The organism is Paenibacillus sonchi (genome assembly GCF_016772475.1).
GTDB lineage: Bacteria > Bacillota > Bacilli > Paenibacillales > Paenibacillaceae > Paenibacillus_AQ > Paenibacillus_AQ sonchi.
This window is the reverse complement of record NZ_CP068595.1, coordinates 5,289,106-5,311,240: the sequence shown is the minus strand read 5'-3', so window position 1 is coordinate 5,311,240 and position 22,135 is coordinate 5,289,106. Positions and strand designations below refer to the sequence as shown.

The window sequence follows — 22,135 nt, the reverse complement described above, 5'->3', positions numbered from 1 at the left end:
CGTTCTTCATTCTTACAACATTCGCTTAAGATTAATGCCCCATCATCATCGCGGGATCAGCGGTCTGAGCGTCCGGGGAAGCCGGAGCAGCAGACACTTTAGGCTTGCGCAGAATCAGGCTGATGACCACACCTGCTACAGCGATGCAGGCCGAGAAGAAGAACACATCATTGAATCCAAGAACCATGGCAGAGAGCGGATTCGCGCCTGCGGTCATTTTTCCCATATGAACTGCTATTTGACTGGTTAGATAACCGGTCATTCCGGCTACTGCAAAGGACACCACAACCTGCTGGGCAGCAGCGGTGAGCGGTGTAACCCGGTTCACCCATTCACGCGGCGCCGAGTTCAGCACATGGGTGTTGACCGGCATCATCGAAAGACCCATGCCAAGACCCATCATCGCCAAAGTAGACATAATGAACGGCAGGCTGGTATCTGCAGTCACACCCGAAAGCATAAACAGCGCGGTTGAGATGATACTTAGACCGACAAATACCAATGGACGCGCACCAATTTTGTCAAACAGGCGGCCGCCCAGCGGCATGCCGATCCCGGAAGCCAGCGCCTGCGGCAGCAGGATCAGACCGGTTTCCAGCGGAGTATAATTGCGGATCTGCTGCAAATACAGCGGCACAAACAGCATGGAGCCGAACAATGCAGCCTGGGTAACCCAGCTTAGAATAATCCCCCGGGTGAAATCGGATGAACGGAATACGCGAAGCTCCAGCAGAGGATGCTTGTGAAGCAGCTCCACAATGATAAACAACACCAGCGCCACACCGCCCACAGACAATCCTACAATGGCACCCGTTGAGGACCAGCTTTCACCGCCGCCCTGATTCACACCGTAAGCAAGCATGGAGAAGGCTACCGGAGCCAGAATAATACCCAGGATATCGAGATGGGCTCTTCCTTTCGTTTCTGTCTTCGGCAGATATTTGATGCCCAGAGTGATTCCTACGATTCCGATTGGCACGTTGATCAGGAAAATCCAGTGCCAGCTCACGTACTCCACCAGCCAGCCGGACAAAACCGGTCCGAGTGCAGGAGCAAGCAGCATTGGAATACCCAACATACCCATGATCGACCCTCTGCGCTCCGGCGGAGCCAGTCTGAAGACCATCGCCATCCCGATGGGGGCAACCATCCCGCCGCCCAGACCCTGAATGACACGGAAGAGTACCAGCTGGCTTGAAGTTTGCGCGATCGAGCACAGCATGGAGCCCAGTACGAACATAGCGACCGTTGAAACAAATACCTGCTTCGAACCGAACCGGTCCGTCATGTACCCGGCAAGGGGAATTACGGCAGCCAGGGCAAGCGTATATCCGGTAATGGCCCATTGTACGGTTTTGAGGTCAGTATTGAAATATTCTACCAGCTTGGGCACGGCTACATTGACCACTGTTCCGTCGAGGATAACCATAATCATCCCTACGATAATGGCCAGCAATGGCGGCAGTATAGCCTTCAGTGAGAAGGGCTGCTCTGCCGGAGCGCCTTTTGCATTCGTTGTAGTTGACATTCTTTTTCTCCACTCATTTCTTTATTTGGGTAGTATTAATGAAAATAACGGTCGAACAACCCGTCAATCTGCTCCTCAATGGCAGGAGGATTAAACACCGGAATGAGATCCGATTTGTCCTCAGGCAGGCTGGAGAGCATAATCACAGGAACAACCACTGCACCATATATCTGAAGCTGCATCATCATCAGCTTATTTTTGTCCTGCTCGCCGGTAATCTCCTGAATCGCCTGCAAAATCTTTTCAAGCCGCATCGTTTTGCAGTAGCGCGTGTATTCATCCAGTGAGCTCATAATATGATGTCTCTGGTCAAGCATTTGTCTTGCCATTCCGGGATACCGCTTGAGCTCTTGAATATAACGGACGAAAAATTGCTTGAGCCGCTCCCTTGGCGGCATTGTGTCGTCCTCCAACACTTTAAAGGCATTATCAAAGGTAGAGAGCAGCATCTTTACCGCATCTGCCAGCAGTTTCTCCTTGGAGCCGTAATGATAGTTGACAAGGGCCAGATTCGTCTCTGCTTTGGCAGCTATGTTGCGCATTGTAGTACAGCTGAACCCTTCCTCGCGGATCAGATCCACGGTCGCTTTCAGGATGGCCTGTTTCGTATCCTTATCTGAATGGTCTGCAATGCTGTGCTCTCTGGTCATAGATCCGGCAATATCCCCCTTTCCTGATATCTTGTCTAATCATCGTTTTAAACACCGTTTAATAAGAACTAAATTTACGCCCAAAAAGCCTTCCTGTCAATAGCTTCACGGAAAAAAGAAGGCTTTCGTCCTTACCGCAAGGGACGATCACCTTCCTGCCTGCTGTGCTTATTGGACCGGACCGGCTGCCGCCTCGCTTGCAGCAAGGGGGGCCAGGGTCAGCCCGGTAATTTTTCCCGTTGTGTCCACGGTCAATGTCAGTGTTGCCTCGGACTTCGCAAAAATGAGCACACTTTGGATAGTCATTTCATCCTGTGCCCAGTGGCTGTCCGTGGTTTTCATTCCAAAGTAATTTCCAGCGGGAACCGCAACAGATTCCCAGGTTTTCTGGATGACCTGCAAGAAGGCCTGCTGGGAAGCGGTATTGCTCAAGTAGCGATCCTGAAGCTCCTGGTATTTGCCTGCCGCAAGCAGCCCGGTTACTGCGCCTGCCGTCACCTCGGGTGCATAGATCTCGGCTTGTCCGGTGTCCGGACTATATGAGGCAATAAGCCCGATTGCATTAAAAAAGGACAGCGGAACATAAATGCGCTTCTGTCTGACTTCTATTTTATCATTTAATACCACTTTGTCTTTGCCGTTAAGCAAGACTTCATCCCCGCTAAGCTTGAAGTCAATGGTATCTTTAAACCGTGTAAGCTGAATTTGTCCGGTGCTCCCCTGATACGTTGTTGTAAATTTGAGGGCTTCGGCTGTTTCCCGCAGCGGAATCATAAGGTTCGATCCGCTTTTGTAGGGCGCCGACTCATCCAACTGCAGCAACTGTCCATTCAGAATTACCTTGATATGATCCGCGGCTTGCGCGCGCTGCGGCGGCAATAGCCCTAACCCGGCTGCCAATAACAGAATACTGAGGATTACGGTTGCGATTTTGATCTTCACATCGATTCCACCTCTCCTGTATTTGATTGACTAGGCATTCAAGCTGCTGCAATTAGACCTCACCTTAAACATTACCCATTTGCTTTGATTTTATAACACTCCTGCTTCAGAGGAAAGTATAATTTCTTAAGCTTCTGTCTATTCCAAAAGGGACGTTTCCCCAGCCGTTTAAGCGGCGGGGGAAACGTCCCTCCCGGTTGAGAATATTTGTGTTAATAACTGAACACGTTAGAATTAGTGCATCGGAGCTTGTGCTTTGTGCTGTACAATCACACGTTTGATGAAGAAGGCCAGAACCAGGCCGATGATAGCTACGCCCATTCCGAAGATGAATGCGTTCTGCACCCCTTCGGTGAACGCAGGTAAGATATTGGCAGGATCTGTTGGATCGGCCACAGTTTTCATGTAGTTTTTGGTGCCTGCTGTCATGATGCTGACGGCAAGCGCTGTGCCGATGGCACCCGCAACCTGCTGCAGCGTGTTCATGATCGCTGTTCCATCCGGATACAGCTCCATCGGCAACTGGTTGATTCCGTTAGTCTGTGCCGGCATGAAGATCATCGATACACCGATCATCAGTGTGCTGTGCAGCACAATAACAAAAGCAATCGTGGATGCAGCGGTAATCCCTGAGAAGAACCACAGCGTCACAGCTACGAGGATCAGGCCCGGAATAACCAGCCATTTCGGTCCGTACTTATCGAACAGACGGCCCATAATCGGCGACATCAGTCCGTTAATAAGACCACCAGGCAGCAGCAGCAGTCCTGCTTTGAATGCGGTATAGCCTTGTCCTTGCTGCAGATACATCGGAAGGATGAGCATCGAGGACAGAATGACCATCATACAGATGAAGACCATTGCAACCCCAACGGCGAACATCGGGAATTTAAAAGCGCGCAAGTTGATCATCGGCTGCTTCATCTTCACTTGGCGGACACCGAATAACAGAAGCGCAACCACACCGATGGCGATTGCAATAATGACTTTCGGGCTTCCCCATCCATCGGCTTCACCCGCGCTGCTGAACCCGAATACGATCCCGCCAAAACCTAAGGAAGACAGCAGAATCGACAGCAGGTCAATCTTGGGCTTGGTCACTTCGCTTACATTCTGCATGAACAGGATGCCGAAGATCAGGGCAATCACCAGGAACGGCAGTGACAGCCAGAAGATCCAGTGCCAGCTCAGATTCTCGATCAAGAGACCGGCAATTGTCGGTCCAACCGCTGGAGCAACCATGATGACGAGGCCGATAAGCCCCATCGCCGCCCCTCTTTTTTCAGCAGGAATAATGACCAGAATCGTATTGAACATCAGCGGCAGGAGCAGTGCGGTTCCGAGCGCCTGAACAACACGGGCCGTAAGCAGAAACTCGAAATTCGGGGATATCGCGGCCAGGAAGGTCCCCAGAATAGAAAAGCTTAATGCGGCAACGAACAGCTGTCTTGTAGAAAACCATTGCAGAAGCAATCCGGATATCGGTACGAGAATACCGAGGGTGAGCAGGTAAGCTGTTGTCAGCCACTGTGCTGTCGTCGGTGTAATCTCCAGAACCTTCATCAGATCACTTAAGGCCACATTGAGCGCTGTCTCACTGAACATGCCGATAAATCCGGCGAGCAGCAGGGAGACAAGAATCGGTATGGTTTTGAACTTTCTTTCTTCGGTTTGTTTCTTTCCAGTCATGGTGGCTCCCACTCTAAAAATCCTCCTGATCAACATATTTTCTCTATCTTTCTTTTTTTGCCTAACCCAGCAATCCGGGAATCATCTTCGCCGCGGCAAGCAGCGGACCGGTGCTCCGGCAGGTCAAGGTCTGAAGCAGCGCGCCTTCAAACAACGAAACGACAACTGATGCTTTATCAGCCGCGAGCTCAGCGTCAGTTCCCTCTTCCAGCAGCCGCTGCAGAATGACATCCTGCCAATCCTTGAATACAGCCTGGCATGCCTTTCTCAGCTCCTCGCTGATACACGAAGTCTCTACGGCTACCCAGAAGCTGAACGGTACCATTCCCGTATAGTCAGACTCCTCCGCATCCCTGACCATCTGCAGAATGAAATCCTGAACCGCCTGCTCCACAGCTACATCCTTCTCCACGTACTGCTTCAGCTGTCTTACTACGATCTCGCTAGTCTTATTGATGCAAGTTAATGCCAGTTCCTCTTTGCCATGGGGGAAATAATAATACAGAGATCCCTTGGGTGAGTCGCTGTCCTTGATAATCTGACTTAGACCTGTAGCATGATAGCCTTGTGTGAAAAATAGTCTTGAAGCGGTATCGATAATCGCTTCACGCGCATTAGGCTTGTTTGACAAGCGCGACACTTCCTTTGCTTTTATAACAATCGGTCTACATAATAAAACCATATATCATAGTGAACTGTCAATCATTTATTATTTCAAATTTGAACTTTGCTAATTTCAATTGCTGCGCTCTGATGGTTCAGTTATAATTTTATTATTCCAATCTGAAAAGTGTGATTTTGATGCGTAAAGATGCTGAATCGCAGGGTATTCCACGGCCGCTGGTCAAAACCAACCAAGCCTTTATTGTGCTATCAGTATTGCTAAGCTGGGTAACTGCCCAGTACTGGATTCTGGCGCTGCCGCTTGCCGCTGGCTTGTCCGGGCTGATATTGAAATATAATCCCGTTATTAAGCTCGCGGCCCGCTTCCTCCGGAAGGAACGTTCCGCCTATGCGCTTGAAGACCCGGAGCAGCAGCAGTTCAACCAGGGCATTGCTGTTTTTTGTCTCGCTGCTGGACTGCTCAGCTTTCTGGCAAGCAGGGAAATGCACAGTAATATATCTGCAATATCGTCCGGCTGCCTACTCGCTCTTCTCTTCCCCGGCGATGTCCCAGCGGTGCCGGAACTTCTCCAGACGCGGGTGCACAGAGGCAGGCGCCTCTGACAGAATCAACCGCAGCTTGACAATCCACTCCTCAAAAGAAGCATACGAAGCAAACTGGTTGGCTGTTTCAGGTGTCAGATAGAGAAAATACGGCGAAGGATATACTTCGCTGATATGACGGAGCGCGGAGTCCAGCGGTGTATACTTCTTCCGCTTCCCTTCAAGGCTCTCCACGGTAATGAACGGGCGGCCCTGCGCTCTTTTCCAATCATGCAGACGGTCCTCCCGCTTGTAAAAACCCGACACCGGCTCCTTGCTCATCCGTCTTACCGTCTCTTCATGCAGCGGATACAGCACCAGCTTGGTGAACTTGCGTTCCGCCGCCGTGCGGGCAGCCCGCTCCAGCTCCTCATCGGTGATATGCTCAAACGAATCATAAAATACAAGGGTTCCCTTGCGCTCGGCAGCCGGGGGCTCGTAGCCGTAAGGCACGTGCTGAATGTCTCGTTTCATCTTTTGGCCTCCTGCTTAATGGTGATATAAGCTCTAGCATAGCATGCTACGGCAGCAGTTACATCATTCAGAGGGTTCACAATGCACTTTTTCACCCTTCAGCCTCCCCAGCGCATAAGCCGCTGCACCCAGCGTACCCGCGCGGTTTCCCAGCTCCGCCTGAAGAATCCTGCACTTGCTGGCGGACAGCTTCAGCGCATGTTCATCAACCGTCTCACGGACGCTGCGCAGCAGCCGTTCTCCTGCCGCAGACATCCCGCCGCCAACGATGACGGCCTCCGGATTCAGCAGATTGATCACATTCGCCAGCCCATAACCCAGCAAAACTCCCGTCTCATGCATAACCTCTACTGCCAGCGGGTCTTCAAGATCATAGGCTTCCGAGATCATTTGAGCCGTTATCTGTCCATTGTTACCGTTTGACCAGGCTTGAATGATGCTTGTCCTGCCTTTCGCGAGCTTTTGTGTGAAGGTGTTCACCATCCCGACAGCCGAGACGTATCTTCCAAGACAGCCCGAGCTGCCGCAGCGGCAGGGACGGCCCTGTCTGAACATGTTCATATGGCCGATTTCTCCGGCGCTGAAAGCAGTTCCATAAACTACCTTGCCGTCAATCACAATTCCCGACCCCAGTCCCGTTCCCAGCGTCAGCAAAACTGCGTTCTTGTATCCTTTTGCCGCCCCATGCTGCCATTCGCCATACAGATTCACCCTGACATCATTATCAATAAAAACAGGAAAATCGTAATAAGGCTTCATTTCATTCACGATATGTATATGTTCCCAGCCCGGAAAGTTGGGTGAAAACAGGGACATTCCTTCCTCAGGATCAAGCAGGCCCGGAATTCCCAGACCCATGCAGGTTATGCTCTAAAGGGGGATCCCTTTGTCTGCAGTCAGCTGTTGTACAGAAAGCCGGATACGCGACAGCACATGTGCCGGTCCCAGGGAGGCTTCTGTGGGCACGGACAACTCTCCGATTGCGTTGAAGCCCCGGTCAAACAGTGCTGCCTTGATATTGGTTCCGCCCAAATCCACACCGATAATATACGTTTTCAAATTCCCACTCCTCAGTGACAGGTATCTCTGCGACCATTATGAGGAACTTCCGCGTATCTGAAAAGAGAAGCCTGCCTTATGAGCCGGCTCCCTTATATCTTTTGACACCGTAATTCCAGGACAGCAGTCCAATCCCCAGGAATATGGCCCCAACCACCGGAGTCAGCAGCGCCATGCCCTGCATCTCCTCCCGGTGCAGAAACATTGCCGCCGGATATATCCCGACAAAAGCAAACGGAATAATCCAGGTAAGCAATACCTGTATCGCCCGGTTATAGATCGTGACCGGATAACGTCCGTAGGTCTGAATGTTATACATCAGCGGCAGAATGCCGGTTGGTGCATCCGAATAAAACGACAATGAAGTCAGAGTCGTATAAATTCCCGTGTAAATCGCAACCGCGCTGAGCGTCAAAATAATCACCATCGGAATGGTCCACCATTCAAAGGGCAGTCCCAGATTGCTCCCGCTGATCCCCATGATAATCAGTCCGATCACGGAGCCGACCAGCGCCGGAGGGTCCACATTTTCGAGGAAAATCTGGAACAGGTTATGCGCCGGACGGGTCAGGATGCGGTCCATTTCACCTTTGACGATATACCGCTCGCTGAAGCCCCACATGTTCACGAAGCAGCTGAAGACGCCAAAAGGCACCATGAAGAAGCCGTATACGAACACAACTTCGTTCTGGCTCCACCCGCCAAGGCTCTCAGTATGCATGAAGATGACCAGTATAAAAATGAAGTTGGTCGCTTGAAACAGCAAATCCGACACCACCTCCACCCAAAAATCGGCGCGGTACGTCAGACGGGTCTTCATATAATTCTTCAAATACTCAAACAATAATCCCAAGTAATACAACTTCACTCACCCTCCCTGCACGAAAAGCCGCTGACGCGCCGCATGATATAGCCAGACAATCGGAATCAGGAGCACTACGAACCAGATGACCTGGATACCCAGCACATTCCAAATGCCCACTCCCTGCACCCGTCCCGTAAATACAGAGCCTGGCAGGTAGGTGATGGCCTGAAAAGGCAGAACTTCGAGGACGGAGGACAGCCAGCCCGGGAACAGGCTGATCGGCACGATCAGGCCGGAGAACAGGTCAACCACGACACGCTTCATACGCATCATGCCCTCATTATTCTCGACGAAAAACGCCGATAATCCCGTAATGATATTTATCTGTGAACTGATCAGGAAGCTGAAGAAAAGCATGGCAAGAAACCCTGCCCATGCAGACAATTCTGTCGGCAGCTGCACCGGAAACAGCAGAATGGCAATCACCATGCCCGGGATCATCAGCATCATGAAGCGGAACAGACCTTCGCCAAGTCCCTGCATCATTTTGACCAGTACGTAGTTGTAAGGTCTGATGAACTGGATGGCGATGCTTCCATCTCTGATATCTGTAGAAATCTCCCGGTCCAGGTTGTTGAAATAAAAGGCGCGTGCCATCCAGGATACCGCAACATAGGTCGTCATCTGTGCACCTGTAAAGCCGCCCAGAGACTCACCATCGCCGTAAATGGCTCTCCAGGTGAAATAATTCACGCCGATATTCAGCGTATAGATCAGAATGCCGGAATAATAATTGACGCGGTAAGCCAGCATAGTTAAAAACCGGATGCGGATAAAATCGAAATAAGCGCCGAGCAGCAGCCTCCAACCGTTCACCGGCGGACTGCCGGCGGGAGAACCTCCGGCGGAGGAAGCGGCTGCCGCGGCCTTTAGCTGTTCAGACATGGATGACCTCTTTCTCATCCTGCAGCGCAAGAATCTTATCTTCCGGTTTCTCGGCTGAGCCTGATTGATAAATACTGCGGACAATATCATCCGTATTGGTTTCGATAATTTTGATATCGGTAATGTCTGCTTGTCCCACAACCCGTCCAAGCACATCGGAAACATTCAGCTCCAGCGGAATCCAGACCTTGGCACCCAGATCATTCTCTGAGGACCAGGTCACGGGCATTCCTTCTGTCCACTGGATAAGCTGCTGCAGCTTCGTGGCTGTCCCGAATTGGAACTCCACCTCACGGCCGGTTCCCCAGCGCTGCTTCAGATCCTCCAGGCCGCCATCATAAATGATGCGTCCATCGTCAAGCATAATCACCCGTGAACAGAGCGCTTCAATATCCTGAAGATCATGAGTGGTCAGCAAAATAGTTGTTCCGTGCTCACGGTTCATATCCTTAAGGAACTGGCGGATTTCCGATTTAACCACAATGTCGAGTCCAATGGTAGGCTCATCCAGAAACAGGATGGACGGATTATGCAAAAGCGCGGCTACCAGCTCACACCGCATCCGCTGTCCAAGGCTGAGCTTGCGGACCGGGCGGTTCAGCAGATCCTGCAGCTCCAGCCGCTCTACCAGCTCGTCCAGCCGTTTTTTGAATTCCTGCTCCGGCACCCGGTACACCTTGCGCAGCAGCTGAAAGGATTCAATAACGCCGATATCCCACCATAGCTGGCTGCGCTGCCCGAACACGACGCCGATATTCCGCACAAATTTCTCGCGTTCCTCATAAGGTACATAACCACCGACTGAGAGGGTACCCGAAGTAGGAACAAGAATGCCTGTGAGCATCTTGATCGTTGTCGATTTACCCGCACCGTTCTCCCCGATATAGCCGCAAATCTCACCCTGGGGAATGCTGAAGGAAATATCCTTTACAGCCGTGACCTCGGAATATTGCCGTTTAAACAAATCAGCGAAGGCCCCTTTGAGGCCCTCGCGGTTTTTTTGGACTTTGAAGGTTTTGCGCAAGTCCTGCACTTGTATCGCATTCATATTGTACCTCGCTAAGGTAAGAATTAGGTTCAGTACCCCATTATATCATTTCTGAATTATTTAGCTACTCGTCCCTCAAAAAAATCAGCGTCCGGTACCGCCTCCAGATGGCCGGAACGGGTCACCTTCGTCCGTAAGTACTTCTCATTGAAGACCGAAACGTCGCCCCACAGAGGTATTCTCTTGCCGGTATTCATTCCGGCTGCCTTCAGGGCTTCCATCTTCTTCGGATTATTCGTAATCAGAGTCACCGGCTTGCTGCGCAGATGCTGCAGGACGCTGATCGCATCTCTGTAATCTCTGGAATCATCGGCAAAGCCCAGCTCCAGATTGGCTTCCACAGTATCATACCCTTCTTCCTGAAGAATGTATGCCATAGCCTTACTGAACAGGCCAATGCCTCTTCCTTCATGGTTGGCCAGATAGAACAGCGCACCCGATCCGTGCTGTGCAATCATCTTCATGGACTGGCGGAGCTGGAAGCCGCAATCGCAGCGTTTGCTGCCGAAGATATCCCCGGTATGGCAGATGCTGTGCATCCGGATCAGCGCTTCATCCGAATCTGCAAAATCTCCATAGACCAGGACGCTCGATTGCTGCCCTTCGGCCAGATTCATCGAGGATAGCCGGGAAATCAGCAATTCCGTTGCTTCTTTGCTGTCCCCGCCCTGCAATTCCTTATCAGTGGCTTTCAGCCAGCTGTACCACTTGAAGGTAACCGTCTCCCCGTCCAGGTTCACCGGCAGTGTAATGGGGCCTACGAGTATATTGGTGGAATCGTCCATGGTAATCCGTTTGATTTTATTCTGTAATATAGATAAGATATCTGGTTTGATCATGTTTGCACCGTCCTAAACAGTATTCTTAAATTTTAAGTATTCACTTTTTTCACGTAAAGTAACTATTTGTAAGTAAGTTTATCATTGTAATATAACTTCGTCAAGTTATAATATATATTTAAATATTTATAATTACTTATTGTAAGTTTATGATATAATGAATGCGAGGTGATCTTTATGGATGATTTCGAAATGTGCCCACGCTTTGAAAAAGCGGTTGATATGCTCAGTAAACGTTGGGTTGCGCTAATCGTATTTGTTCTGATGAAGGGTCCCCGCCGTTTTGGTGAAATCGAAAGCTGCCTTTCCAATCTGAGCGGCAAAGTGCTGTCGGACCGCTTGAAGGAAATGGAGAACGAAGGCATCATCGAGCGCACGGTGTATCCTGAAATGCCTGTCCGGATTGAGTACTCGCTGACCAGCAAAGGAAATGCCCTGGCTCCTATCCTTGGAGAGATTGGCAACTGGTCTACCGATTGGATCGAGATCGGCGCAGGCAAATGACATCCGGCCTGCAAGCAAAATAGCGCCCTCCTGGTTCCATCCACGGAATCCGTCAGGGCGCTATTTGTGGTATCTATATTAATTATGGCGACACACTTTATAAATCCTTGCGCTGAAACCGCAGCATTCCCATTGCAAACACTACGGCCGCATACAGTGCGGCATAGATTATAAATGAATTCGAAGGAACAGAGTTGATGTCCAAGAGTGGGAAAGAATTGAAATTCATATCAACCATACCCTGCATTTCCTCCAGACTGAACAGCTCCGCTGACATTTTGCGCTGCAGGCCATCCGCCGGCATGAGCAGGGACATGATCCCGGTGAGATTATTCAGCGTTTTCAGCGCTTCTTCTTTCAAACCTAGCGAGCCGCTCAGCTTGTCGATCATTCCCCCGAGCCAGCCCGCTCCGTAAAGCATGGTCATGAAGACACCATTACCCACTGCCGAGAACAAGCCGGAACCCAGCATGGATAAGCTGATCAGCAGCGGGACTACAGAGGCAAAGAGCAGATATGCTTTTATAAGCGCGCCTCCGTCCCGCGGAATGGACGCATGGGCATCCGCGATCAGCAGAATCGCAGTAAATAGAAGCAGCGCATACAGCAGCCCCAAGGTGACATACCCGAGCCAGCGGCCGAGATACCATTTCCAGCGCGGCAGCGGCCGGGGCAGCAAAGCTTGCATGACCCCCTGTTCCGCTTCCCCCGCAATGGATGAGAAAGAACTGAAAATCACCAGAAAGGCGATGACAAAAGCCCCAAAGAAAAACCCCATGGATACAATGAAAGCTCCGGTCGAAAAACTATTGATCAAATCGCCCCCATTCGCGATGCTGGATACCCTTTCAGACCCGCTGCTTCCCAAAGTGTCCGCTACAAACCAGAACGCGAGCAGGAATACAGCAGTCATAATTAAAGTCATAAGCATTACCTTTTTCCTCAGCAGTTCCTTCCAGGTCATTCCTAGTATGATTCTCATTCCCGCTCCCCCCTCTGGTTGAGCCCGGACACGGCATCCAGGAACCATTCTTCCAGCCGTTCTTTTTTACGGGCAACCTCATACAAGGTCATGCCTTGCTCGATGATTAGGGTATTCAGCCAGCCTACTTGCTCCTCACTCTCGACTTCCGCCTCCAGCCATACCGTGCTGCCTTCAACAGACGAAGGCACAGCTCCGCCGCCCTCTTGCTGATCTCCGTCCCCCACCGCCTGTATGATCTGGAGCCCCGTAAGCTCTATAAGCCAGGACAGCAAAAAAGGCGAATAGCCGCCCACTTTAAAATGCCAGCTAGTTCGCTTGTTTAAGATATCTGTAACTTTGCCGTGCCGCAGGATCTCGCCGTTATTCAGCAGCGCCATCCGGTCGCACAGCACCTCAACATCCTCAAGCAGGTGAGAGTTGAGAAAGATGGTGATGCCCCGCTGCTTCAGCCTTTCCAGTATAGTCCGCACTTCCATACGTCCGATAGGGTCAAGTGCCGATGAAGGTTCATCCAGAAAAACGAGCTCCGGTTCGTTCACAAGTGCACAGGCTAGACCCAGCCGCTGTTGCATCCCCTTGGAGTAATGCTTCACGCGGTCACGTCCCCGCAGTCCTATCCCTACCTCCTTCAGCAGCTCCGGTATCCTTCGGTCTGCCACAGACTTATCGATACCGCATAAGCGGGCATGGAGCCTGACTACCTCTTCTCCAGTCAGCCATTCCTGATACCGGTACAGCTCCGGCAGATAACCAATCTTTGCCTTTGCTGCAAGTGTTCCGACCGGATGCCCGAACAGAGCCGCGCTCCCGCTGGTAGGACGGATCAAACCCGCCAGCATTTTGACAAAGGTGCTTTTACCGGCGCCGTTGGGACCGAGGAAGCCAAAGGCTTCCCCTTTCTCAACAGTAATAGATACATCACGGCAGCCGCGCCCGCTTTTATATTCTTTGGTCAGTAATTGTGCTTCGATTGCGGGTACATTCATTGCGTGATCAACTCCTGAAGCTGTTTCATGAATTTCTCTTTATCCTGATACAGCGATCCGCCGGAAAAATCGAACAGCTGCCCTTTATTCACCCAGGTGGCTTCATAGACTGGCCCATTGCTATACTCTATAGTTTCCATGATTACGTGTGTCCCATTTACTGTAATCTGCTCGGAATGATTACCTTTGATCACAGGCATGGGCAGGTCGCCGGCCAGAATACTGCTCTGCTGGAGACTGGATTTCAGTTCATCCGGGAGAAGGGGGAAGTCAATGATAGCCTGCACAGCTTCTTCCACGTTAATAGAAGGATCTACATTCACCACAGGTGTATTCATCTGCATCAGATTCGCCCAATGATCATCCGTAGTAAAATCATAGCTTACGGACTCGGGAATTGACAGCGTGACTGGCTTGCCGTCAACGGATTCTGGCAGCAGCCGGGTCGCCCCAGACGCTTCAGCGCCTTATTCACCTCATCCACCTTGAGCGTCAGTGTAATTTGCTGTGAGGGGTTTACTAACACCGATTTGATGTGGTTAAAAGCTTCACCGGTCGGCGCAGCGTAGCCCAATTTATCCTGCAATGCATTCACTGGCACCATTCCATTTAACGTACCGTATGAATAGCTGAATGAACCAAATTTGTTGACAGCATCATTGACATTGTCTTCCCCGCTGGCCTGATAGAACAAACTCCGCAGATCCTCTTCATTAACGACTGTAACTTCCTGTACACGGAATTGACTCAGTATGGCCGCCATGGCTGTATTGCCTACAGGTGTGGCGAGTATAGCCGCAAATATAGCTGCACCTGCCGCAGCAGTTGCCCATTTCCGGCGGCGCGTCATTCCCTTCCGGCGGGTCGTCCGGCCTTTGGTTTTTTCCTGTGCAGCGCGGACTGCCACAGGACCCGCTGAAGGCTGTTCCGCATCTCCTATATGATGTGTGTCCGGTATGGCTGCCGCATTGCCTTCTGCTCTGTTCACATTCTTGGCATCCTGCCCCCATGCTGCCCATACCGGATTCACCGGCTCAGCGGCAAGCTTGGCTTGCAGGTTCGCCCAGGCTTCATCCGTAAGTTGTTTATCGGGATCATATTTCAAAGGATTGGTCATTTGAGGGTCCTCCTAAAAGTTTTGTTAGCACCAATATTCACTTCATTGATTCATTTCGGTACGCGATTAATCGGTCTGAGGGTATGAATTTACCGCCTGCTGCTTCAGCTTAAGGGTAGCCCGGTTCAGCAGTGTTCCGACAACCGGCGGGTTCACCCCGATTTGGCCGGCAATTTCAGTGTAGCTGTAGCCCGAGTAGCGCAGCAGCAGCGCTTGCCTGTCTCTCTCGGGCAGGCCGTCCAGCCAAGTCCGCACATCCTCCTGGTCCAGCTTGCTGAGCACGGCCTCTTCGCCGGAAGGGGGCCTGCCTCTGCGCTGACCAGCAGCTCCTGCTTATTCTGGAGACGCCGCTCCCTCGCTTTTTGGGTTAAATAATCATATCCGATCCGGGTCAGCACCCTATGAAGCCAAGCGCCCAGCGCGTTCGGGTCATCCGGCGGATTGCGGTATAGTCTGAGAAACACATCCTGGGCTAAATCGTCTGCTGCCGCTTCGTCGCGGACCAGAGCCGCGAGCTTGCGCCGCACCACCGGATAGTGTTCATAAAATACAGTTCGAAACTTATCAGATTCCGGAATTTCCATTGTGTAAATCCTCCTTATTAGCTGCAGCTATAAGTAAGACGGATGCCAAAGCGATTTTGTATCAGAATACAGCATAATTATCATAACATTTCTAGGTTTCACGTATTCAACACAAAAAAGGCAGCTCCTGTATAAGAAAGGAACCGCTTTTGGGGACAAATAGCTCACATAGTATTGCTTACCACAGGTAAAACATCAATGATTAGATCTATCTGATCTTGATATATCTCTCCTGAATTTGCTTCGCCAGTATTATAGATAATGCAATAGTCTCCTGATAAAAAAACACGGGAGGATATAGAATTATCCGCCCGTGTGGCTTAAACATGCATTTTTCTATTTTATAGAAGCTTTTTGATATCTTCCTTGATCTGTTCTGATTGCGGCCCGAATACGATCTGTACCGCACCCTGGCCCAATCTCATGACGCCCGAAGCTCCCAACTGCTTCAGCGCAGCGTCCTTGACCGCTTTCTCGTCATTCACAATCAGCCGCAGACGAGTAATGCAAGCATCGATATTGCGGATATTTGACGGGCCGCCCACATTCTCCAGAATTTTAACCGCTCTGGAGGATGCCGGAATTTTTGCACCGCTCACATCGGCTTCCAGCGCTTCGTCCTCCGTGTCATCCTCACGTCCAGGTGTTTTCAGGTTGAACTTGGTGATGATAAACCGGAACAGCACATAGTAGAGAACAAAGAATCCAAGACCCACCGGGATCAGAACCCATGCATTTGTAGACAGCTTCATATTCAGCAGATAATCGATGAGTCCAGCAGAGAATCCGAAGCCCAGCTTTACATCGAGCACATACATCAGGAACCCGGCGAAGCCGGTAAGCAGAGCATGAACCAGATATAGTACAGGTGCAATGAACATGAAGGAGAATTCGAGCGGTTCTGTAATCCCGGTTAAGAAGGACGCAATCGCGGAACCAATGAAGATAGATGCGACCATTTTGCGTTTTTCCGGTTTAGCCGTATGAATAAATGCAAGCGCTGCTCCCGGCAATGCAAACATCATAATCGGGAAGAAGCCTGTCATGAACATTCCGGCCGATTTATCTCCAGCGAAGAAGCGCCACAAGTCCCCATGCACCACTTCTCCGGCAGCGTTGGTGAAATCACCGATTTGGAACCAGGCAATGGCGTTGATAACATGATGGAGGCCAAAAGGAATGAGCAGACGGTTCGCTGTCCCGAAAATAAATGCGCCGACACCGCCAAGTCCAACCACCCAAGTACCAAAATCACTAATCACATCTTGAATCGGACTCCAGATCATTCCAACGAGAACAGACAATACTATCGTAGTTACCGCTGTAATGATCGGAACAAACCGTTTGCCGGCGAAAAAGCCCAGCCAATCCGGCATTTTTATATTATGGTATTTCTTATAGAGGAAGGCAGCCCACGCTCCCACAAAGATCCCTCCAAGAACACCCATGTTCAGCTTGACATCATCGCCGATGAAAGGCATTTGTGCAGGAATGACCTTGAGGATACTGTCGAGAATCTGGTAGGCAATCAGAGCGGACAGCGCCGCAACCGCATCGCCGGCAAATCCGATCGCAACCCCGATGGCAAAAATCAATGCCAGATTGCCAAAGATTGCTCCGGCACCTGCATTCAGGAAAGGTGCAATGTAGCTGTTAATGAACCGGCCTATTGCCCCCAAGTGGAAATCCTTTTCATAATTAATTAGCGCGAACCCTTGCAGAATTGCCGCCGCCGGCAGTGTAGCTACCGGAAGCATCAGTGACTTGCCCAATTTTTGCAGAAAAGCCAACATTCCGTTCATCCCCTATTCTCGTATTTGGCTATGCCGTTGATGATGCTGTATGATTTATTGCCTGGATGCCACAGTTAGAATAATGTCTTTGCCGGCGGTTACCGAACCATAGCGGCAAACCACTTCGGGGTCAGCTTCACCGTTGCGTGTCACAATGACCGGCGTAATCGTCTGATAACCGGCTGCCTGTATCGATGCGATATCGAACTCTATCAGCGTCTGTCCCGCTTTCACTTCATCCCCGCTGGCGATATGGCTGATAAAACCGCTGCCTTTCAGGCTTACGGTATCCATTCCGATATGCAGCAGCAGCTGCAGTCCGGAAGAATGCTCAATAATTACGGCATGACTGGATTTGACCACATGGGCGATCTTTCCGTCAAAAGGGGCGATTAATTTCCCCTCACTAGGTTCTATGGCGATTCCCTGCCCCATATGCCCGCCTGAGAACGTTTCATCCGGTACTCCGGTTAAGGAAACGGCCTGCCCGCTGACCGGTGCCAAAATCTCCAGGACCGTTATCTTTGACGGCTGTGCTTCTTTTTTGGACTTCCATTTGGAAAACATCATTTTCTCTCCTTACTGTTTCTGTTTATGCTGCTGATCCAGAGTCTGAAACAAACGGCGCAAATGCATAGCGAGGAAGCAGATTTCTTCTTCCGGGACCTCTGTGCCTAGCGAATTCTGCATGACCTTGCCCAGTTTTTGGGCCAGCTTGTATTCCTCTTTGTATTCTTTCTGAATATGTTTCACGAACGGATTGTCAATGAGTGAACCCTGCAGAATCCGCTCAATGGAAAATCTCAGATGGATCATCAGCCGGATATGGTTCATACTCCCGTAAGCAAAGGTTACCTTTCGTTCCTCGCGGATCATGTCGAGCAGTTCGCTGACAATATTCGAGGCTTTGACCAGCTGGCCTACCGGCACATTGCTGACAGCAGAATACACGTGATAGGTCAGAAAGCCCACTTCATCTTCAGGAATCTGAACATTGAACTCTGCACTGATTTTCTCCGCTGCCCTGTAAGCGATCTCAAATTCCTTCGGAAATGACATTTTAGTCTCCTGAAGGAACGGGTTGACAATATCCATACCGCCCCGCAGACGGTAGATGGTGAACTGAATATGGCTGGGGAGCGCCAAATAGATTTTGTCGTTCAACTTGCCGGAAAATTCATGAGCAATATCCGCAATAATATCATCTGTAATCTTCATTACCTTGGGATCAATATCTTCGAGCAAAATCTGATATTGACTCCATTCATCCCGGTCCTCCAACCGGAACAATTTCTCAATCCGCTGGTCATTTGCATCGATGAATCCCGTATCTTTGACCGCAAATCCGATACCCTTGCCGATGATTACATATTCCTTGCCTTTTCTTCCCCCTTGAACCATCACCACGTTGTTTCCGATTACCCGCAGTACCTCGAACTGCTCGTTTTCCCTCGCCAAGTTCTCCCTCCTTTCCGCCCAATATCCAATTTTTCGCATAAAAAAGAGCCAAGAAAGACTCACATGAATGAAGTCAATTCTTGGCTCATGCCCTTAAAGGTAACACGCCGATTGCATATAAATGATCATTTATAAGAATATCATAAATCATACCTATATTTCCGTCAATGGGTTTTTGAAAATGTCAAGTTTGGCTTATCCCCCCATCAGACGGCACATCCGGGTCACTACATCCTGAATGATTACAGGCTTGCTGATAAAATCCGAAGCGCCCGCAGCCAGACATTTCTCCCGGTCTTCCTTCATCGTTTTGGCTGAGATGGCGATAATGGGAAGCTCCGGCAGCATCAGCTCCTCACGAATAATCGACAGCGTGTCATACCCGTCCAAATTCGGCATCATAATATCCAGCAGAACGATATCGACATCAGGCTGCTCTCGGACCATCTGCAGGCATTCGAAGCCTGATTGGGCAGTCAGAATATTCATATCATAAGGCTCCAGCCCTTTTTCAAGTGCATAGATGTTGCGCACATCGTCATCCACGATCAGCACCGTTTTACCATGCAGATTCGAATACTCCTTATCAAACAAGACAGTATCCGCTCCCGCGGCACCATCCGGCTGCTTATTCTCCCGCTCAGCGGCAGCAGCAGCCTGTAGCGTCCATACCCCGGGAAAGACGGAATCGAATCCTTCTTCTTCTTCACGGCAGGGAATAAACAGCGTAAACGTGCTGCCTTCCCCTCTTTACTATCCAAAGAAATGGTGCCCCCAAGCAGCCGGGCCAGTTGGAGCGAAATGGACAACCCCAGCCCCGTGCCGCCGAATTTACGCGCCGTTGAGCCGTCAGCCTGGCGGAAAGCCTCGAAGATCACTTCACGGTTCATTTCCCCGATTCCGATTCCGCTATCCTTCACGGCAAAGGCGAGTACGGAACCAGGCTCAGAAAGCTGTGGTGCGGACGGCGGTTCAAGACGGCTGATGACGACCTCGACGAAACCTTGTTCCGTAAATTTAAAAGCATTGGACAGCAGGTTCCGCAGAATTTGGTGCAACCGCATCTCGTCTGTAAAAAATATATCCGGGACGTTGTTCTCAAGGGTCACCTTGAAATCAATATTTTTCTGCTCCGCCATCTTGTTGAAATAACCATACAGCATATAGGGAAGCTCGGTAAGATTGACAGGGTCCCGCTCTACGGTCATTTTCCCGGCTTCCACTTTGGACAGGTCCAGAATATCATTGATCATCCCCAGCAATTCACTGCCCGACGAATGAATGACTTCGGCATATCCTTGTTCTTCTTCCGTCAGGCTGTCATTCCGGTTCTCGGTAAGCAGCTGTGAAAGAATAAGCATACTGTTAAGCGGTGTACGCAGCTCATGAGACATATTGGCCAAAAATTCGGATTTGTAACGTGAGCTTAATTCCAGCTGCTCATTATATTTCTCCAACTGAGCCGCTGCATTCTCTGCCACGGACTTCTGGTGCTCCAGCTCCCGGTTGAGCGTGAGCAATTCCTGTGTATGATTCTGCAGTTCTTCAGTCTGGACCTGCAGCTCCTCTGACTGCACCTGAAGTTCTTCGGATTGCACCTGCAATTCTTCATTCATCGTCTGGGATTCGCTATACAGCTGCTGGATTTCCATTCGTGTCAATACAGAATTCAAGGTGACTCCCATCATTTTCAGCAGTTCATTAAAGAGCTCAAGATGATACGGAGCCCATTGGGTAAGTGAAGCCGCTTCCAGAACGGCCAGTGTTCTGTTCTCAAACAGGATTGGAGCAATCACGGCAAACTTGGGTGCAGATCTTCCAAGTCCTGAGTTGATGCTTATGTAATCCTCGGGTAAGTTGTCAATTCGAATCATCCTCATATCGGCCGCACATTGGCCAACGAGCCCTTCTCCCGGGCGAATCGTACTCTTTCCAAAATCAATCTCTTGTTGCTCAGAGCCTGCATAGGAGTACATTCGTTTATACTCTTTATTCCCGTTCAGTACATATACGGCACCATACTGCAGCTCCAGGATCACAGACAGCCTGTTCATAAATGTACGGCACAGCAGCGGCAAATCCGTAGTCTCCTGAAGAGCAATAGACATTAACGCCAGCTGTTCACTGCACCACTGCTGCCGCTGCACCGTATCCAGCAGGTCATTCGTGGCATTCCCCAGATCATTGATTTCATCAAGGGACTTCACGGAGATCCGTTCGGACATATTGCCTCCGCCGGCGATGGCGTGGATCGCCTGAATTACAGTCCGAAGCGGCTTAACAATGCTTGCTGAGATCAAATATGTAATAAGCGCAGCCAGCAGTGCAACCAGTCCCCAGAGGATATACATGGTCATCAGAAGCTTGTCATTGCTTGCTTTCAGATTGGCTATCCGCTCACTGGTAAGCTTCCGTTCGTTGTCACGGAAATAGTCGAACTGTGAGCGGATGGAATCAATAATAACCTTGCCGCTGTCATTATGGAAAAAAGCATTGACTGCCTGACTCTGGCCATTCCGTTTCAGATCCACAATATATTGCCCCGCTGATTCGATCCAATGTTCAATACTGCTCTGGATATTGCTTAGAATCTTCAACTGGTCGGGATTATCGTTGATCAGGCCGCTTAATCCGGTATAATGAATCTTCCATTCTGTAATCCCGGTGTCATACGGGGTCAAATAGCTGGATTCACCGGTAAGCGCATATCCGCGCTGGCCAGTCTCCATATCCAGCACATCTTTTTCAATCTGATAGGTAAGCTCATGCACCTTCATGTCATGATCGCTGAGAAAAACCGTTTCTTTCTCCAGATCCGTTATTCTGCCCGCCACTACAAGCAGAAACAGACCCAGCATAAGCAGGATCATGACATATCCAAGCGCAATTTTACTGCGGATTCTCAGGCTCCAGGCTTGCTTGTTAAGCAATGGTTCAACCTCCATCCGGCATTCCGGTATCTGCTGCCTTTTAATTGTAAATGCTGGCAATACAGATAACAAGTGGATTGTTCGTTAACAAGGATGATTACAGGTAGCTCTCACTGCTCCGGGGCAGTCTGTCTTTTAGCTGCCGTACATTGGCTTCCAGCTTCAAGATCACATCCTCCAGATCCATGGGATCAATTCCCCTGATAATAGGCGCTGGTGCAGGAATGGCCTCCGCCTGTTTGCTTTTCTCCTTCAATTCACGGAGCTCTATCTGCTGTTCCTGCCATTTATCCATCAAATCAGCTATGGTCGCGTAAAAACGCTCATAATCCTTAATTACGCTATCCAGAAATGTATCGACCTCTTCGGCATCGTAGCCGCGGAGCTTCATGCTGAATTCCTTCTCGTGTATGGTTAGTGCATCCAGTGTAATGCCTAGCTGGCTGAACAGCTTTCTCTGCTTGTCCAGTCTGCGTTTCATGTGTTCATCCATTGAATTGACCTCCAAGTATATATCGTTCATCCGGTAGTAACCATTATAACAGGGTGCAAGCCACCTGAAAATATCACTAAAGTTGCACTTCCTGTGCTCC

General features: G+C 50.2%; 24 protein-coding genes and 2 pseudogenes. 2 read left to right on the top strand and 24 right to left on the bottom strand.

The window, feature by feature from the left end; translation table 11 throughout:
- Positions 1 to 31: 31 nt before the first annotated feature.
- The 5 genes from JI735_RS23725 to JI735_RS23705 form a co-directional block, all read right to left on the bottom strand.
- Positions 32 to 1,528, bottom strand: coding sequence for a DHA2 family efflux MFS transporter permease subunit (locus JI735_RS23725; protein ID WP_039838167.1), 1,497 nt, complete (start codon positions 1,526 to 1,528; stop codon positions 32 to 34).
- Between the two features lie 35 nt (positions 1,529 to 1,563).
- Positions 1,564 to 2,178: a TetR/AcrR family transcriptional regulator gene (locus JI735_RS23720; RefSeq protein ID WP_039838165.1), complete on the bottom strand. Its 615-nt coding sequence runs from the start codon at positions 2,176 to 2,178 to the stop codon at positions 1,564 to 1,566.
- A 168-nt stretch (positions 2,179 to 2,346) separates the two neighbouring features.
- On the bottom strand, positions 2,347 to 3,120 hold the full coding sequence (locus tag JI735_RS23715) for a stalk domain-containing protein (protein WP_202676494.1): 774 nt from the start codon (positions 3,118 to 3,120) through the stop codon (positions 2,347 to 2,349).
- 234 nt (positions 3,121 to 3,354) lie between these two features.
- Positions 3,355 to 4,809 (bottom strand): DHA2 family efflux MFS transporter permease subunit, encoded by a 1,455-nt coding sequence (locus JI735_RS23710; RefSeq protein ID WP_202677684.1) that lies wholly within the window; start codon positions 4,807 to 4,809, stop codon positions 3,355 to 3,357.
- Between the two features lie 61 nt (positions 4,810 to 4,870).
- On the bottom strand, positions 4,871 to 5,449 hold the full coding sequence (locus JI735_RS23705; protein WP_233476028.1) for a TetR/AcrR family transcriptional regulator: 579 nt from the start codon (positions 5,447 to 5,449) through the stop codon (positions 4,871 to 4,873).
- A 161-nt stretch (positions 5,450 to 5,610) separates the two neighbouring features.
- Between JI735_RS23705 and JI735_RS23700 the strand changes: the two genes are divergently transcribed.
- Positions 5,611 to 6,036, top strand: a complete 426-nt coding sequence (locus tag JI735_RS23700; protein WP_202676493.1) for a DUF4395 domain-containing protein — start codon at positions 5,611 to 5,613, stop codon at positions 6,034 to 6,036.
- On the opposite strand, the gene JI735_RS23695 is transcribed toward JI735_RS23700, so the two are convergent.
- From JI735_RS23695 to JI735_RS23670, 7 genes are all read right to left on the bottom strand, one after another.
- Entirely contained in the window at positions 5,953 to 6,489 is a 537-nt protein-coding gene (locus JI735_RS23695) for a hypothetical protein (protein WP_202676492.1), read from the bottom strand. The genes JI735_RS23700 and JI735_RS23695 overlap by 84 nt on opposite strands.
- Before the next feature lie 63 nt (positions 6,490 to 6,552).
- Positions 6,553 to 7,347: an ROK family protein gene (locus JI735_RS23690; RefSeq protein WP_233476027.1), complete on the bottom strand. Its 795-nt coding sequence runs from the start codon at positions 7,345 to 7,347 to the stop codon at positions 6,553 to 6,555.
- 12 nt (positions 7,348 to 7,359) lie between these two features.
- Positions 7,360 to 7,548 carry an acetate and sugar kinases/Hsc70/actin family protein gene (locus JI735_RS36220; protein WP_051052168.1) on the bottom strand — a complete coding sequence of 63 codons (189 nt, stop codon included), beginning with the start codon at positions 7,546 to 7,548 and terminating at the stop codon, positions 7,360 to 7,362.
- Positions 7,549 to 7,624: 76 nt separating this feature from the next.
- Positions 7,625 to 8,368 (bottom strand): ABC transporter permease, encoded by a 744-nt coding sequence (locus JI735_RS23685; protein WP_202677683.1) that lies wholly within the window; start codon positions 8,366 to 8,368, stop codon positions 7,625 to 7,627.
- Between the two features lie 48 nt (positions 8,369 to 8,416).
- Positions 8,417 to 9,211, bottom strand: coding sequence for an ABC transporter permease (locus tag JI735_RS23680; RefSeq protein WP_039838157.1), 795 nt, complete (start codon positions 9,209 to 9,211; stop codon positions 8,417 to 8,419).
- 79 nt (positions 9,212 to 9,290) lie between these two features.
- On the bottom strand, positions 9,291 to 10,346 hold the full coding sequence (locus tag JI735_RS23675) for an ABC transporter ATP-binding protein (RefSeq protein WP_039838155.1): 1,056 nt from the start codon (positions 10,344 to 10,346) through the stop codon (positions 9,291 to 9,293).
- A 56-nt stretch (positions 10,347 to 10,402) separates the two neighbouring features.
- Entirely contained in the window at positions 10,403 to 11,185 is a 783-nt protein-coding gene (locus JI735_RS23670) for a GTP cyclohydrolase II (RefSeq protein ID WP_039838154.1), read from the bottom strand.
- A gap of 177 nt (positions 11,186 to 11,362) precedes the next feature.
- On the opposite strand from JI735_RS23670, the gene JI735_RS23665 reads away from it, so the two are divergent.
- Positions 11,363 to 11,689, top strand: a complete 327-nt coding sequence (locus tag JI735_RS23665) for a catDE operon transcriptional regulator CatR (protein WP_020432081.1) — start codon at positions 11,363 to 11,365, stop codon at positions 11,687 to 11,689.
- Between the two features lie 97 nt (positions 11,690 to 11,786).
- On the opposite strand, the gene JI735_RS23660 is transcribed toward JI735_RS23665, so the two are convergent.
- From JI735_RS23660 to JI735_RS23610, 12 genes and pseudogenes are all read right to left on the bottom strand, one after another.
- The gene (locus JI735_RS23660) at positions 11,787 to 12,671 is read right to left on the bottom strand and encodes an ABC transporter permease (RefSeq protein ID WP_039838153.1); all 885 of its coding nucleotides are present in this window, start codon (positions 12,669 to 12,671) and stop codon (positions 11,787 to 11,789) included.
- Positions 12,668 to 13,660 carry an ABC transporter ATP-binding protein gene (locus tag JI735_RS23655; protein ID WP_039838152.1) on the bottom strand — a complete coding sequence of 331 codons (993 nt, stop codon included), beginning with the start codon at positions 13,658 to 13,660 and terminating at the stop codon, positions 12,668 to 12,670. Before JI735_RS23655 ends, JI735_RS23660 begins: the two co-directional genes overlap by 4 nt.
- Positions 13,657 to 13,998 carry a hypothetical protein gene (locus tag JI735_RS23650; RefSeq protein ID WP_202676491.1) on the bottom strand — a complete coding sequence of 114 codons (342 nt, stop codon included), beginning with the start codon at positions 13,996 to 13,998 and terminating at the stop codon, positions 13,657 to 13,659. Before JI735_RS23650 ends, JI735_RS23655 begins: the two co-directional genes overlap by 4 nt.
- A gap of 44 nt (positions 13,999 to 14,042) precedes the next feature.
- A complete protein-coding gene (locus JI735_RS23645) occupies positions 14,043 to 14,777 on the bottom strand; it encodes a hypothetical protein (RefSeq protein ID WP_202676490.1) in 735 nt (244 codons plus the stop codon).
- Positions 14,778 to 14,933: 156 nt separating this feature from the next.
- Positions 14,934 to 15,032, bottom strand: a pseudogene (locus JI735_RS36215) (sigma factor-like helix-turn-helix DNA-binding protein); the annotation flags it as partial.
- Positions 15,033 to 15,190: 158 nt separating this feature from the next.
- Positions 15,191 to 15,361: pseudogene (locus tag JI735_RS36210) on the bottom strand (sigma factor); the annotation flags it as partial.
- Between the two features lie 341 nt (positions 15,362 to 15,702).
- Positions 15,703 to 17,154, bottom strand: coding sequence for a PTS transporter subunit EIIC (locus JI735_RS23635; protein ID WP_039838145.1), 1,452 nt, complete (start codon positions 17,152 to 17,154; stop codon positions 15,703 to 15,705).
- 54 nt (positions 17,155 to 17,208) lie between these two features.
- On the bottom strand, positions 17,209 to 17,721 hold the full coding sequence (locus JI735_RS23630; RefSeq protein ID WP_051052164.1) for a PTS sugar transporter subunit IIA: 513 nt from the start codon (positions 17,719 to 17,721) through the stop codon (positions 17,209 to 17,211).
- Between the two features lie 12 nt (positions 17,722 to 17,733).
- Positions 17,734 to 18,612, bottom strand: coding sequence for a PRD domain-containing protein (locus JI735_RS23625; protein WP_039838144.1), 879 nt, complete (start codon positions 18,610 to 18,612; stop codon positions 17,734 to 17,736).
- A 195-nt stretch (positions 18,613 to 18,807) separates the two neighbouring features.
- The gene (locus JI735_RS23620; RefSeq protein WP_157771465.1) at positions 18,808 to 19,206 is read right to left on the bottom strand and encodes a response regulator; all 399 of its coding nucleotides are present in this window, start codon (positions 19,204 to 19,206) and stop codon (positions 18,808 to 18,810) included.
- Positions 19,161 to 21,542: a CHASE3 domain-containing protein gene (locus JI735_RS23615; RefSeq protein WP_233476026.1), complete on the bottom strand. Its 2,382-nt coding sequence runs from the start codon at positions 21,540 to 21,542 to the stop codon at positions 19,161 to 19,163. Before JI735_RS23615 ends, JI735_RS23620 begins: the two co-directional genes overlap by 46 nt.
- A 97-nt stretch (positions 21,543 to 21,639) precedes the next feature.
- Complete coding sequence (locus tag JI735_RS23610) at positions 21,640 to 22,035, bottom strand: DivIVA domain-containing protein (RefSeq protein WP_020432051.1); 396 nt, start codon at positions 22,033 to 22,035, stop codon at positions 21,640 to 21,642.
- Positions 22,036 to 22,135: the final 100 nt, after the last annotated feature.

Coding starts and splice junctions, on each gene's coding strand:
- JI735_RS23725 (WP_039838167.1), bottom strand. CDS start 1,528: ATGTCAACTACAACGAATGCAAAAGGCGCTCCGGCAGAGCAGCCCTTC.
- JI735_RS23720 (WP_039838165.1), bottom strand. CDS start 2,178: ATGACCAGAGAGCACAGCATTGCAGACCATTCAGATAAGGATACGAAA.
- JI735_RS23710 (WP_202677684.1), bottom strand. CDS start 4,809: ATGACTGGAAAGAAACAAACCGAAGAAAGAAAGTTCAAAACCATACCG.
- JI735_RS23700 (WP_202676493.1), top strand. CDS start 5,611: ATGCGTAAAGATGCTGAATCGCAGGGTATTCCACGGCCGCTGGTCAAA.
- JI735_RS23695 (WP_202676492.1), bottom strand. CDS start 6,489: ATGAAACGAGACATTCAGCACGTGCCTTACGGCTACGAGCCCCCGGCT.
- JI735_RS23690 (WP_233476027.1), bottom strand. CDS start 7,347: ATGGGTCTGGGAATTCCGGGCCTGCTTGATCCTGAGGAAGGAATGTCC.
- JI735_RS23685 (WP_202677683.1), bottom strand. CDS start 8,368: ATGAAGACCCGTCTGACGTACCGCGCCGATTTTTGGGTGGAGGTGGTG.
- JI735_RS23675 (WP_039838155.1), bottom strand. CDS start 10,346: ATGAATGCGATACAAGTGCAGGACTTGCGCAAAACCTTCAAAGTCCAA.
- JI735_RS23670 (WP_039838154.1), bottom strand. CDS start 11,185: ATGATCAAACCAGATATCTTATCTATATTACAGAATAAAATCAAACGG.
- JI735_RS23665 (WP_020432081.1), top strand. CDS start 11,363: ATGGATGATTTCGAAATGTGCCCACGCTTTGAAAAAGCGGTTGATATG.
- JI735_RS23660 (WP_039838153.1), bottom strand. CDS start 12,671: ATGAGAATCATACTAGGAATGACCTGGAAGGAACTGCTGAGGAAAAAG.
- JI735_RS23655 (WP_039838152.1), bottom strand. CDS start 13,660: ATGAATGTACCCGCAATCGAAGCACAATTACTGACCAAAGAATATAAA.
- JI735_RS23650 (WP_202676491.1), bottom strand. CDS start 13,998: ATGAATACACCTGTGGTGAATGTAGATCCTTCTATTAACGTGGAAGAA.
- JI735_RS23645 (WP_202676490.1), bottom strand. CDS start 14,777: ATGACCAATCCTTTGAAATATGATCCCGATAAACAACTTACGGATGAA.
- JI735_RS23635 (WP_039838145.1), bottom strand. CDS start 17,154: ATGTTGGCTTTTCTGCAAAAATTGGGCAAGTCACTGATGCTTCCGGTA.
- JI735_RS23630 (WP_051052164.1), bottom strand. CDS start 17,721: ATGTTTTCCAAATGGAAGTCCAAAAAAGAAGCACAGCCGTCAAAGATA.
- JI735_RS23610 (WP_020432051.1), bottom strand. CDS start 22,035: ATGGATGAACACATGAAACGCAGACTGGACAAGCAGAGAAAGCTGTTC.